The organism is Methyloceanibacter stevinii, from assembly GCF_001723355.1.
In the GTDB taxonomy this organism is placed as follows: Bacteria; Pseudomonadota; Alphaproteobacteria; order Rhizobiales; family Methyloligellaceae; genus Methyloceanibacter; species Methyloceanibacter stevinii.
In genome coordinates this window covers 103,500-115,254 of record NZ_LPWE01000002.1, presented here as the reverse complement: position 1 = coordinate 115,254, position 11,755 = coordinate 103,500, and the positions used below count along the sequence as shown (strand labels likewise).

Here is an 11,755-nt window from a genome sequence, read left to right as displayed (position 1 = left end):
GCAGGGACCGGTGCCGCCATGTAGGGCGCGCCGCGCTAGTCGGCGGGCTCGAGCTCCGGCTCCCCGGCGGCCTTCTGGACGGCCTTCTGCACCTTTTCGAAGGCGCGGACCTCGATCTGGCGGATGCGCTCGCGGCTGACACCGAATTCCGTGGAGAGTTGCTCCAAGGTCAGCGGGTCTTCGGACAGGCGGCGCGCCTCGAATACGCGGCGCTCCCGCTCGTTCAAGTCCTTCAGCGCGTCGTACAGCATGCCACGGCGCTGGTCCTGCTCCTCGGACTCTGCCAGGGCGGTTTCCTGATCGACCGCGGTGTCGTCCACGAGCCAATCCATCCACTCGCCGCTTTCCGCGTCGTTGCGAACGGGCGCGTTGAGCGAGGAGTCGCCGCCGAGCCGGCGGTTCATGGACACGACGTCGTCTTCGCTGACGCCGAGCCGGGTCGCGATCTGCTTCACCTGATCGGGACGCAGATCGCCATCCTCGAGCGCCTTGAGCTGTCCCTTGATCTTGCGGAGATTGAAGAACAGCTTCTTCTGCGCCGCCGTGGTGCCCATCTTCACGAGGCTCCACGAACGCAGGATGTATTCCTGGATCGCCGCGCGGATCCACCACATGGCGTAGGTCGCCAAGCGGAAGCCCTTTTCGGGATCGAAGCGCTTCACGGCCTGCATCAAGCCCACATTGCCTTCGGAGATCACCTCGCCGATGGGCAGGCCGTAGCCGCGATAGCCCATGGCGATGCGCGCCACGAGCCGCAAATGGGACGTCACCAGTTCGTGCGCCGCATCGCGATCGCCATGCTCGCGCCAACTCTTGGCGAGCATGTACTCCTGCTGCGGCTCCAGCATCGGGAACTGTCTAATTTCTTCGAGATAGCGCGTCAGTCCGCCATGCGCGCTGACGCTCGGTAAACTCTTCGAGCCATGGCTGTCTTCCCGGAACCCGTCTCCTGCAGGACGTAACAGCCCCCGCGTCTTTCCTCATGTACGTCCCCCGGCCCGTCCGTCTATAGGACGTTTCACGCGTGCATGAAAGAGGGGCGTATCATCACAGTTGCTTGAATTGTCGCACAATCTCGGCGAGATCGTCAGGGAGATCACTGTTAAATTCCAGTAAGGTCCCTGTTCCCGGATGGACGAAGGACAGGTGCGCGGCATGAAGCGCCTGCCGGTCGAGCGCCGAGATCGCGCCGGCCAAATCTTCGGGCAGCGTCTTGAGCTTCGACTTGAAGCCGGCGCCGTAGAGCGGATCGCCCACAAGCGGGTGCCCATAGTGGGCCAGATGGACGCGCACCTGATGGGTCCGTCCGGTTTCGAGCGTACATTCGATCAGCGAGGCGACGGCGTCCTTGCCCGTGCCGCCATAGCTCTCGACGAGACGCCACTGTGTCGCGGCGAAGCGGCCTTTGTCTTTCGGCACGACGGCCATCCGCGTCCGGCTCGTGGGGTGGCGCCCGATCGGAGCTTCGATGCGCCCGCGGGGCCGCGACGGAGCGCCCCACACAAGCGCAAGATAGCCGCGCGCCATCTCGCCGGTTCGTCCGTGGTCGGCGAATTGCTCGGCGAGCGCGCGATGGGCCCGATCGTTCTTGGCCGCGACCATGAGCCCGCTCGTGTCCTTGTCGAGCCGGTGGACGATGCCGGGCCGGGCCACGCCGCCGATGCCCGAGAGGCTCTTACCGCAATGGGCGAGAAGCGCATTCACGAGCGTGCCGTCCGGCTGCCCGGCGCCCGGATGCACCACGAGGCCGGCGGGCTTGTCGATGACGATCACGTCCTCGTCCTCGTAGACGACGTCGAGGGGGATCGCTTCCGGATTCAGCTCCGGTTCGGCGGCTGGCGGCACGATGAGTTCGAAGCAATCGCCCTGTTTGACCCGATATTTGACGTCCTCTATGGTCGCGCCGCCCGAGGGGCCGCCTGCGATCCGCACATGACCTTCACGGATCAACGCCTGGATGCGCGTGCGGCTGACGTCGGGTAGCGCCTCGCTCAGAAACCGGTCGAGCCGCTGGCCGATCTGGGATTCATCTACAGCGGCCAAACGGGCGGTCTCCGTCTCCGTGGCCTCCTCGATGGCATCGAGGTCCAGGGCGGCGTCAAGGTCGGTCGGGGTTTCTGTCTCAATCATTGTCGTGCGCGGCATGTTTCGGAGTCTGTCATAGGATGACAACGACGGTCGACCCAGAGAAATCGCAGGCCAACACCCCGCGCCCGGCAGATGAGCGTATCGAAGGCACGGTGTTTACGCCGCGCCAGGTGGGCATGCTCAAGGTCGCCGTGGTGGTGATGGGGGTCATGCTCCTGGCCGGGCTTGCGGCCGTGATCGCCGGCATGATCTTTCAGGCCTCCAAGGTCGGGAAGAAGTCCGCCGCCGATGCGCCCGCCGCCGCCGCCGCGCCCGACCCGGTCGCCATGGAGCCGGTCGCATCCGGCGCGCTGGAAGCCCTGAGCATTCCCGGAGACGCGCAAGTCGTCTCCATGTCCCTCGATGGTCATTTTCTGGCGCTCCACGTGCGGTGGCGGGACGATGCCGAGATCGTGGTCGTGGATATGAGGACGGGCAAGGTCGTGTCCCGCCTCAACATCGACAAAGGTGCGCCGCCCGCGCGATAGTTCTTGATCGTAACAGACGCGAGAACTATAGCTTCTCGTTCGCGCGCACGGCCCGTTCGTCTAGTGGCCTAGGACGCCGCCCTCTCACGGCGGAAACAGGGGTTCGACTCCCCTACGGGCTGCCAAACGTCGCTATAACATACTGATTCCGCTAAGTGTTTTTGCCTTGGGACACAAGTTGCGAAATGCGGAATCGCACTCCCCACTGATTTCATAGAACAATCCTCCGCTGCGACTGTCCCGCGTTGATCCGATTGCGAGGTCCGGCCATGCAGTATGCGATCGAGAAAAGGCAGAAGCGCTCAATCTGCAATCTCTGCAGATTGGAGGCGGATCTCACGTGGGATCATGTTCCACCCAAGGGAGGAACGGTCATTCGCCCTATGGAGATGCAGGCGATGATGACGCGCCTGACCGCTGAGACCGGCAAGACAGTCATTTCCCAGAACGGCGTCAAGTTTCGGACGATATGCAAGAAGTGCAACGAGCATCTCGGTGCACAATATGACGCGACCCTGAACGAGTTTTCCCGAAGTGTAGGGCTGTATCTAAAATCTACGTTGCGGCTTCCCATGGTGCTGACGCACGTGACGAAGCCGCAACGCTTGCTCAAAGCAGTTCTTGCACATCTCGTTGCCGCCAAGGTTGAGATAGAGGACACCACGTTCGATCAATTGGCACGGACTTATGCGCTAGACCCGTCAGCTCAGCTGCCCGATGACATTCATGTCTTCTATTGGGTGTACCCCTATGACGATCTTGTCGTAATGCGCGACTTCGCGATGTTCGTGTTGTCTCGGAGCTTCGATATGCCTGCCGTCTTTCAGCTGATGAAATGCTTTCCCGTAGCGTTCTTGTGCTCGACCGCAAGCAACTATGCGGGGCTCAATTCACTGTCAGCATATCGGCACTGTGCGCTTGACGAAGAGGTAGAAATTCCGTTGAGGCTCTTTCCAGTACGAGAGCGCCACTGGCCAGAGACGCCCGACGATAGGTACAACAAAGTGATCTTCGGAGGTGCTAGCGCGATGCGGAGTGTGTATGCCGCGCCGCGCCGCGCGACCCGCGCCATGGCTCGACGCAATGAGCGCGCGTTTTGATAGACGTGGGACAACGGACTATGGGCACCATTGATATATAATGGAAATTTTTTGGTCCCAGTCGGCCCCAAGTGCTTGATTTTAAATCACTTGTGACGTCCCCTACGGGCTGCCACTTTCAGCTTTCAGGCGGTTCAAGCAACGTTCGGCGACTTGCTCGACCGAACCGCCGGCATCGATGCGCGCAAATCCGATTTCTCCAAGATCGTAGCGAAGCTGCTCCCGGACAACCTCGGGCGTGGCGTCGGACACATCGCCGACCCGGTCCGCGACACGCTCCTCGAGCACGTCGCCCGGCGCGTCGAACCAGAGCCCCGTGAACGGGACGCCGTGCTCTGCGGCGACCGCGGCAATGGCTTCGCGCTCGTGCGGCCGCGCATGGACCGCATCCACGATCACCCATTTGCCCGCTTCGAGAACGAGCGCCGCGCGCTTGCGGCACAGCACGTAAACAAGGTCCGAGACGTATTGTGTGTAGGCCGTTGCGGACAACCGGTCGGTGGGCGCCACGCCGAACAAGCGCTTGCGCTCCAAATCGCTGCGCACATGACCGCGGCCGGGGAACGCGCCGATCCGCGGCGCCATTGCGCGGGCGATGGTCGATTTGCCGGTGCCGGAAAGACCGCCGACGGCAATCAGCCGGCGCGCCTCGGGTTCGAGGAACTGCAAAGCCAGCTCGAAATAGTCCCGCGCCTCGTCGCGGGCCGCTTTGGCTTGCGAAGGTTCCGCCAATTGGGAACGCAAGAGCTCGACCTTGCCCCTGATCACAGCGCGCAAGGAAAGGAACAGCGGCAGGGCGGCAAGTCCGAGGAGATTCCCCGTGTCGCTGTTGTCGAGGTAGCCGTTCAGGACGGCATTGGCGTAGGCGCCGAGACCGTGCTTGCCGAGGTCCATGAGCAGAAAAGCCAGATCGTACAGCACGTCGATGGTCGCCAGGCTGTCGTCGAACTCGAGCGCATCGAACAGGACAGGGTCGCCCTCGATCTCGACAATGTTCCGAAGGTGCAGGTCTCCGTGACAATGCCGGACGAAGCCGGTTGCGGCGCGCCGCATCAGGAGCGGCTTCAGTCTCTCGAAGGCCGTGCGCGTCCGCCGTGCCAAGGAGTCAGCTGCGGCCTGTGGGATGACGTCACCAGCCGCCTGCTGCAACACATGCTCGTGCTCGGAGATGATCTTCTCGAGCGGCACGACGGCCTGATCGGCCGTGAGGATGCGGTCGGCTGCGTCGTGAAGGGCGGCAACGGCCAGTGCCGTCCGGTGCATGGCGTCCAGCGAAAGACGTCCCTCGCGCGCCATCCGGTCGAAGAGGTTCTCCTGGCCGAAGCGGCGCATGACCAAGACCCATTCGACCGGCTCCCCCTGTCCGCGCAGCGCCAGCCTGCCGCTCGCGTCGACCGTCACGGGGACGACCTCTCGATAGATGTCGGGCGCTGTCCGGCGGTTCAGGCGAGGTTCGTTGAGACAGGCTTGGTGCCGTTTCTGAAGCGTCGAGAAATCGAGAAACGGCAATTTGACTTCGCGCTTGATCTTGTAGGCAAAGGCGCCTGCGAGGAACACGAACGAGGCGTGCGTCTCGATGCGGTCGACGGCTGCGGGGGCAGGGTCGTAGGTCCCGGGCCGGGACAAGAACTCGATTACCTTGGCCTGTTCCAATGAGAACCGGCCGTCACGCGGCCCGCCTCCTGCTGCAATTGCGATAGCCCGTGTCGGTGACCGGACTGGCGACATGCCGGCGCTGCCGCGTCATTCTCGAAGCGAATACCATGATCGAACAATGCACCTCACCGCCAGCGTACGGGGCGAGGAGCCGTCTGCCAAACACAAAGGGCACTGGCCGAAGCCAGTGCCCTCCTGCTCAAGCTAATGAGACTGCGGCCGTCTAGTTGTCCACGCAGGACTGGGTGTCTTCGTCCCAGGTCTGGCCGTCGGCGCAATCGTCGGGGCCTGCGAACGCTGCAGAGGCGAAGGGCAACGACATGCCAAGTGCAATGAGAAACGCAAAAACTGTCTTCATTTCTGTCTATCCTAGACTAGGTGCGCCGGAAACCGGCCGAGGAGACTCGTAGGTCGCCTCGGTGGCAAACGCGCGACGCAATGGCGTCCAACGCGCGGCGCTTTGCGGTTGGAATTTGGTTGTCGCGAGAAAAAAATTCTAAGGCCGGATCGAGGAGGGAGGCGCGGCGATCGGAGCGGCCGGGACTGCTGGTTTGGCTTGAGTGCCGCCCCCGCCTTCGTGCGCAGCACAAAGGCGGGACCGGTTCATGACGCAACGTCACCCATCGCGGGGACTGGTGGAACCGGAGGAGGGGGGATCCTCGAGGCTCCTTCCCGAAGGACGTTCCCGTCCTAGACCAAACCGACCATGCTCGCGTGCAGGGCCGCCAGTTTCGGGCCCAGAGGCGAGTGCATCGCCGCGGCGATCAGCACGAAGGCCCCGGCTGCGATGAGTCTCATTGTCATGCGAGAGGGCAAATACATGGGGGGTATCCTTCTCTTGCAAACATTGAGGGGTGTCGGGAATCGACACCTCGTAGACTAAACGCGCGAGAGGCCGTTTTAGATTACAATTCGCACACATTGCTTCACGGCTGGGTGAGCGAGACTATGGCGCCCTTGAGGCGCCGTAACCCAAATTCCGTTTCTGGTTTGCATGCTTACGCGGTTCGCAATAGGCATATCGGCGTGGCCCGGGGCGTTCGCCGGGGCTCCGATCAACCGAAGGAACGGGCAGACACGTTGCCGGATACCTCAATGAAGCTCTGGGAGCAGGCGCTCATCGCTTTCTCCGTCCTGGCCGTGGGATTTCTGCTGATCGACCCGTTCATGCTGGAACGGGCCAAGGCCATGTCGCCGGCTGCGCGCGACTTCTTCCGCGCGATCACCGATATCGGGCGCTCCAATTGGATGCTGATCCCGACCGCGACCATTATCGGCTTCGCGGTCCTGCTCCGGCGCAATCACATCGGGTTCCGCAATACGGCCGGGTACGGGCTCATCATTCAGGCGGCGAGCTTCGCCTTCGTCAGTATCGGCGGGGCAGGGCTGATTGCGACACTGTGCAAGAACATCCTCGGCCGCGCGCGGCCCAAGTTCTACGAGGAGCTGGGCCATTTCCATTTCAATTTCTTCGCCTTCGACGCCGATCATGCATCGCTGCCCTCGGGCCACTCGACGTCGATCTTCGCGTTCGCGACCGTGGTGGCTATCCTCGTTCCGCGGGCCCGCGTCTTTGTCTACACGATCGCGGTCTGGGTCGCGTTCAGCCGGGTCCTGATCGGGGTGCACTATTTCACCGACGCGGTGCTCGGCGCGATTCTCGGGACCGTGTTTCCCTATATCGTCCGCGACCGGTTTGCGGCCCGGCGCTGGCTCTTCGAATCGCCCCGGACGGCGGCTACCGCCTTAGGGGCTTACGCACCCAGGCCTGGCTCGGCTGGCCGGCGGGCCTGCGCGGTTCTCACGCCGCCGCGGATCAGGCGGCGCAGGATCAATCCGCCAAGCAAGGCTGATACCGGCGCGCCGTTGTGCGCCGCCGGGCTGCTGTTGATCCGTCCGTTCACCGTTCCTATCTGCATGCTTTGCCGGAAGGCGCTGCCCTCGCCCCCATTCGGGGCTTGAGGGTTCGATGAAGCAATAGGGAGTAGAGATACGGCATGATCAACAGTCTGACGCGTACACTCGCCATCTTTGCCGTTATCGGCGCGATGCTGGTGCCGGCAGTGGCGGCGGCGCAATTGCTGACCCCCGAAGACATTGCCAAGCTGGAGGCGCGACTGAGCCTGACGCCGGAGCAGCGCGCCGCGATTTCCCCGATTCTGGAAGACTCGATGTCGGCCCGCAGTACGACGTTCAACAAATACGGCGTCGATTTCGAGACCTGCGAGCGCCCTGGCGCACTCGGCCTGATCCGGCTCAACAAGGACATGAACCGCATCAACGCGGATACGCGCTCGCGTCTCGCCGAGATCCTCACCCCGGCGCAGCTTCGCGAGTACGACAAGATCGTCGCCGAGCAGACGGCCATCGTGAAACAGCAGATCATGTGCTGATCGCGAATGGCGCTAGGCGGGACCGGTAGCCTCGTCGCGCGCGCCGTCCGGCTGCGCGGCAAGGGCTGTTCTCTCGGCCCGTAAGGCGCCGAGGATCGCGAGGTGGCGGTTCGGGTCGTAGGACCAATGGCCGGCTTTGCCGGCGTGGGCCGAGTTGCGGGCAAGGCGCGCGAGCCGGGCGATCAGGATGCGCCTCCCCTCGATGGAGAGATCGGCCAGTTCTTGTGGTGTCGTGCCGAGGAGCTTCGGCAGGTGCCGCATGCGATCGTACCGCGCCGCGGCGTTGGCAATCGCGCGGTCGCGGTAGCGCGTGCCGGCACGCTCGCAGGCCGCGTGCCGGCACGCTCGCAGGCCGCGAGCCGGTCGGGTCCGGGACCGCGTGTTGCCATTGGATGCTCCGCACCGCATTTCGCCCCTCCCATCCCCTCCGGCGCCTGTCGATAAGATAGGCGTGTGTGTGGGCAGGCGGATTGGGCGCGGATAAGCGCGTGCCGCCAAGCGGCAGCGCTGTTATGCGAAGATCAGTGTAATGACGATGCCGAGCGCGAGGACGGCGAGCGACACGGCGCCCATAACCCAGACCGGCGGGTTGGGCTTGTGCAGGGCCGAACCGCTCTCGGCCGCTTTCATCTTGTCGGCCATGCTCATGCTGGCCATCTTGCTGTCCGTACCCGCCTCTTTGGGCATGTCCATGCCCTCCATGCCGCCGGAATCGGCGCCGGATCCGGCCGGCCGTACGGTCAGCATGCCGTGCTTCAGATGATGGGCCACCAGCCAGTAGTTCATGGGGTAGGCGACCAGTGCCCCGACCATGAGCGCCAGGGACATGCGGAACCAGAACAGCGCTTGCGTCGGGTCGTGGGCGTCCGGGTTGCCTTGGAAGGCGAGGGCGGAGACCGGCAACATGCCGCCCATGAGGCAGTTCATGGACAGAAACTCGGAGGTGAACGTGCCCTTGAGCGCCTTCCAATAGGTGCCGAACATCTCGCCCATGAAGAGCGCCTGGAAGATGGTCCAGCCGAAGGCGAAACCGAGCACGTATTCCAGCGCGAAATCCACCATCAGAGGAAGCGCGACGAGGGCGCCGATCACCGCACCCACCAAAATGCCGACGCCGTCGCCGGCGGCGCAATGCATGGTCGAGCCGAGTGCTTGGCGCCAGCGTGCCGTCACGTAGCGCTCATGGAGCCCGGGCAAGGGCTCCCGGCACCCCAAGACATAGAGGAACGCGCCGAACGGCCCCGAATAGGCGGTGAAGAGGACGAAAGCCCATTTCATGACGGGGTTTTCAGGCGTCGACCGGATGTCGATCGCCACGAAAATCAGCGAAAGCACTGTCAGGATGAACCATAACAGCACGACCCCATCGATCAGCATACGTCCCCCCTTTGCCAACTCCACCCTATTACTCCGTGCACCACGGTTCTAGCTGGCTCGTTTGATGCTCGTCAGGGACCCACCGGAAACCTGCGGCAAGTGAGTAAAAATTAGGCAATTCAGGCGCGCAGCTGGCGTAGGCTTTGCCATTTTTCCTATGGCTGTTGCTTCCGTGCTCTAGGGTTTGGTCCTCGATCGCGCTAGGCTTATGACACTCTTGCGAATCAGTTTTTTGCGGTGCAGCATTTATCCGGAAGGTCGGTGGAGAGGCGAAAGCCTTGAAAATCCGGCACTTCCAACCGGGTCGCAGGGACTTCGAAATGCATGTAAAACCGCTGATTTTGGGCATTCTGACGCAGGGTGCCCTACATGGTCCAAACTAGCACGGGTCTTGCGAAGACCCCTGCAAGCTTGTGAAGTCAAGCGGGCCGATGGTGCGATGCAACATCGGTAGGCCATGCGGACAGAAGAGTTCCAACCGGTCGAGTTGAGTTTCGGGAGGTGCAGGTCCAAACGGACCCTGAGGAGTGGCGTTCGTGCAACCTTGAGAGGGGGCCCAATGCCTAAGACACTGACCCTTGCCGTACTGGCGAGCCTGATTCTACCCGTTCAGGCTCTAGCCCAGTCACCGACGGTGGCGCCAGCGAAGCTCAACGCCGTCCTATGCCAATCCGAATCCCAGGCGGTGGCGCTTGCCCGGTCTATCGCCGCCGGCCACACGGAAACGATTGCCGTCAATCAGGTGAACAAAGCCGCCGGCGCCGAAGTGTGCGGCCGTTACATCGGCGTGGCCGCATTGGAGGTCGAGAAGACCGCCAATGTGCGGGGCAGCCTGTTCATGCTCGCGGGGCTGCGGTTCGCCGAAGACTCGGTGCTCGCTTGGACCGCGAGCTGGGTAACGCCCTTCGATGGCGCAAATCTGGAAAGGGGAGCATGAGCCATGCCCGTACCGATGCCATCAGCAGTCGTTCTGATCGTCTGCAAAACCGTCATGCTCCCAGCCGAGCAGCATGACGTGAACTCCAAGTGGACCGGCTACGAAAACCGTACCTGGGCCATCGAAAACTCGATGATGCAGTGCCGGCGTCAGGAGGTCCAACTGTACGACCAGTCCGAGGCCATGGGCGCGGCGGCCCAGCCCTTCAACCAGCAGCGCTGCCAAAGAGCGAGCCTCATGCTCGGCGTTGAATGGGATCAAGCCCATAGGAGCTCCAGCTACCGCTTCTGGCGCGTCGCCTGCCCGGTGCCGATCGTCGACACCCGGACCGGCGAAGTGATCGCCTGGAAGATGCCGGAATGCGGGCATCGTGATACTGTGATTTGCGAGGTCGATACCGCGATCTAGCGCGGACCAGCCTCGATCTCACGGACGCCAAAGCACGCCCTCCAGCGGGAGGGCGGCCGAGGCGTGGGAGGATCCAGCGATGCCAATGTGGGCGAAAATCTCCGCGGGACTGGTGCTTGCACTCATCTTGCTGGGGTTTGCGGCCTTCAAGGCCACGTCCGACAAGTTCGGTCCGCTCGTGCAGTCGCACGGCACGACCTATTACGGCGGGGACGGTCCGAAAATCGCGACTGTTCCGTGCAAGACCGAAAGCGACATCCGCACGGCCATCGCGCGGGTCCACGCGACCTTCGACCAGTACGGGGGCCCGAGCCTGGAGGCGTTCGAGAAACGGGCCGCGCTCGAAAAGGGGCTGCCGCCGCTGCGCATCGATACCCTCTATGTCATCACCGAGGACGATCAGATGCGGGACGGGGAAACCGTTCTCTTCATCGGTCTCAAAGCCGACTGCGTGAGCACGGTCTTCAGCTTCCCGGCACGGCTCTACCAGGAACTGGCGGCAGGCCACGGCGGCGGCGTCTGATCTCGTGGAAGCTACTGTTCCCGACGGCCAAGTCGTTTACGCGATCGGCGACATCCATGGCCGCTCCGATCTCCTGACCGAACTGCTGGCCCTGATCGAGAGCGATGCCGCCGGCGGCATTGCAGCGAAGACGCTGGTCTTTCTCGGCGACTACGTGGACCGGGGGCCGGACAGCCGTGGCGTGATCGAGCTCTTGAGCGCGAACCTTCCTCCCGGCTTCGCCACTCATTTTCTCAAGGGCAACCACGAACAGTTTCTGCTGGATTTCCTCGATGATCCGTCTTGGCTCGATGGGTGGCTTCGCAATGGCGGCGAGCAGACTTTGCGGTCCTACGGTGCGGACATCGACGGGCTCCGAGACCGCCGCGCGCCGCCTGCGGCGTGGCGGGATGCCTTTCTGGAAGCGCTGCCGGAGGCCCACTTACGCTTCCTCACGACCCTCGAACTCAAATGCGTCGTCGGAGATTATGTGTTCGTGCATGCGGGGCTGCGCCCCGGCGTGCCTCTCGACCGACAGGCGCCGGACGATCTCCTGTGGATTCGGCACGAGTTCCTGGATAGCGAGGAGCCGTTCGGGAAGATCGTGGTTCACGGCCACACGCCGGAGCGTACACCGGTGGTTCGGCCCAACAGGATCGGGATCGATACGGGCGCGGTCTTCTCGGGCTCTCTGACGGCGCTGCGCCTCGAGAACGGGACGCGTGCGTTCTTGCGTACGGCGCCCTAGTCAGCGCGACAGGCGTATG

At 63.1% G+C, this 11,755-nt stretch carries 14 protein-coding genes and 1 tRNA gene; 9 read left to right on the top strand and 6 right to left on the bottom strand.

The window, feature by feature from the left end; all coding sequences use genetic code 11:
* Nucleotides 1–35: 35 nt before the first annotated feature.
* Together rpoH and AUC70_RS01195 are read right to left on the bottom strand one after the other, a co-directional pair.
* Nucleotides 36–965 (bottom strand): RNA polymerase sigma factor RpoH, encoded by a 930-nt coding sequence (gene rpoH / locus AUC70_RS01200; RefSeq protein ID WP_069443208.1) that lies wholly within the window; start codon nt 963–965, stop codon nt 36–38.
* 82 nt (nt 966–1,047) lie between these two features.
* Complete coding sequence (locus tag AUC70_RS01195) at nt 1,048–2,130, bottom strand: RluA family pseudouridine synthase (RefSeq protein ID WP_244505447.1); 1,083 nt, start codon at nt 2,128–2,130, stop codon at nt 1,048–1,050.
* 35 nt (nt 2,131–2,165) lie between these two features.
* Here AUC70_RS01195 and AUC70_RS01190 point away from each other — a divergent pair, with 35 nt between their 5' ends.
* The 3 genes from AUC70_RS01190 to AUC70_RS01180 all read left to right on the top strand — a co-directional run bounded on the left by AUC70_RS01190 (nt 2,166) and on the right by AUC70_RS01180 (nt 3,715).
* On the top strand, nt 2,166–2,615 hold the full coding sequence (locus AUC70_RS01190) for a hypothetical protein (protein WP_069443207.1): 450 nt from the start codon (nt 2,166–2,168) through the stop codon (nt 2,613–2,615).
* A 49-nt stretch (nt 2,616–2,664) separates the two neighbouring features.
* Nucleotides 2,665–2,740, top strand: a tRNA-Glu gene (locus AUC70_RS01185).
* A 144-nt stretch (nt 2,741–2,884) separates the two neighbouring features.
* Complete coding sequence (locus AUC70_RS01180; RefSeq protein WP_069443206.1) at nt 2,885–3,715, top strand: hypothetical protein; 831 nt, start codon at nt 2,885–2,887, stop codon at nt 3,713–3,715.
* A gap of 102 nt (nt 3,716–3,817) precedes the next feature.
* Here the strand turns inward: AUC70_RS01180 and AUC70_RS01175 are convergent, their stop codons facing one another.
* Nucleotides 3,818–5,368: a bifunctional aminoglycoside phosphotransferase/ATP-binding protein gene (locus AUC70_RS01175; protein WP_069443205.1), complete on the bottom strand. Its 1,551-nt coding sequence runs from the start codon at nt 5,366–5,368 to the stop codon at nt 3,818–3,820.
* Between the two features lie 226 nt (nt 5,369–5,594).
* Nucleotides 5,595–5,729 carry a hypothetical protein gene (locus AUC70_RS18250; protein ID WP_280138190.1) on the bottom strand — a complete coding sequence of 45 codons (135 nt, stop codon included), beginning with the start codon at nt 5,727–5,729 and terminating at the stop codon, nt 5,595–5,597.
* A 737-nt stretch (nt 5,730–6,466) separates the two neighbouring features.
* Here AUC70_RS18250 and AUC70_RS01170 point away from each other — a divergent pair.
* On the top strand, nt 6,467–7,333 hold the full coding sequence (locus AUC70_RS01170) for a phosphatase PAP2 family protein (RefSeq protein WP_069443204.1): 867 nt from the start codon (nt 6,467–6,469) through the stop codon (nt 7,331–7,333).
* Nucleotides 7,334–7,368: 35 nt separating this feature from the next.
* Complete coding sequence (locus tag AUC70_RS01165; protein ID WP_069443203.1) at nt 7,369–7,764, top strand: hypothetical protein; 396 nt, start codon at nt 7,369–7,371, stop codon at nt 7,762–7,764.
* Nucleotides 7,765–7,776: 12 nt separating this feature from the next.
* Here the strand turns inward: AUC70_RS01165 and AUC70_RS17675 are convergent, their stop codons facing one another.
* Nucleotides 7,777–8,172: a DUF6477 family protein gene (locus tag AUC70_RS17675; protein ID WP_244505446.1), complete on the bottom strand. Its 396-nt coding sequence runs from the start codon at nt 8,170–8,172 to the stop codon at nt 7,777–7,779.
* 102 nt (nt 8,173–8,274) lie between these two features.
* Nucleotides 8,275–9,141, bottom strand: coding sequence for a DUF4396 domain-containing protein (locus AUC70_RS01155; RefSeq protein WP_069443202.1), 867 nt, complete (start codon nt 9,139–9,141; stop codon nt 8,275–8,277).
* 559 nt (nt 9,142–9,700) lie between these two features.
* On the opposite strand from AUC70_RS01155, the gene AUC70_RS01150 reads away from it, so the two are divergent.
* From AUC70_RS01150 to AUC70_RS01135, 4 genes are all read left to right on the top strand, one after another.
* On the top strand, nt 9,701–10,078 hold the full coding sequence (locus tag AUC70_RS01150; RefSeq protein WP_141701881.1) for a hypothetical protein: 378 nt from the start codon (nt 9,701–9,703) through the stop codon (nt 10,076–10,078).
* Nucleotides 10,079–10,081: 3 nt separating this feature from the next.
* The gene (locus AUC70_RS01145) at nt 10,082–10,486 is read left to right on the top strand and encodes a hypothetical protein (protein ID WP_069443200.1); all 405 of its coding nucleotides are present in this window, start codon (nt 10,082–10,084) and stop codon (nt 10,484–10,486) included.
* A gap of 79 nt (nt 10,487–10,565) precedes the next feature.
* A complete protein-coding gene (locus tag AUC70_RS01140) occupies nt 10,566–11,009 on the top strand; it encodes a hypothetical protein (protein ID WP_141701880.1) in 444 nt (147 codons plus the stop codon).
* 4 nt (nt 11,010–11,013) lie between these two features.
* Nucleotides 11,014–11,736, top strand: a complete 723-nt coding sequence (locus AUC70_RS01135; protein WP_069443198.1) for a metallophosphoesterase family protein — start codon at nt 11,014–11,016, stop codon at nt 11,734–11,736.
* Nucleotides 11,737–11,755: the final 19 nt, after the last annotated feature.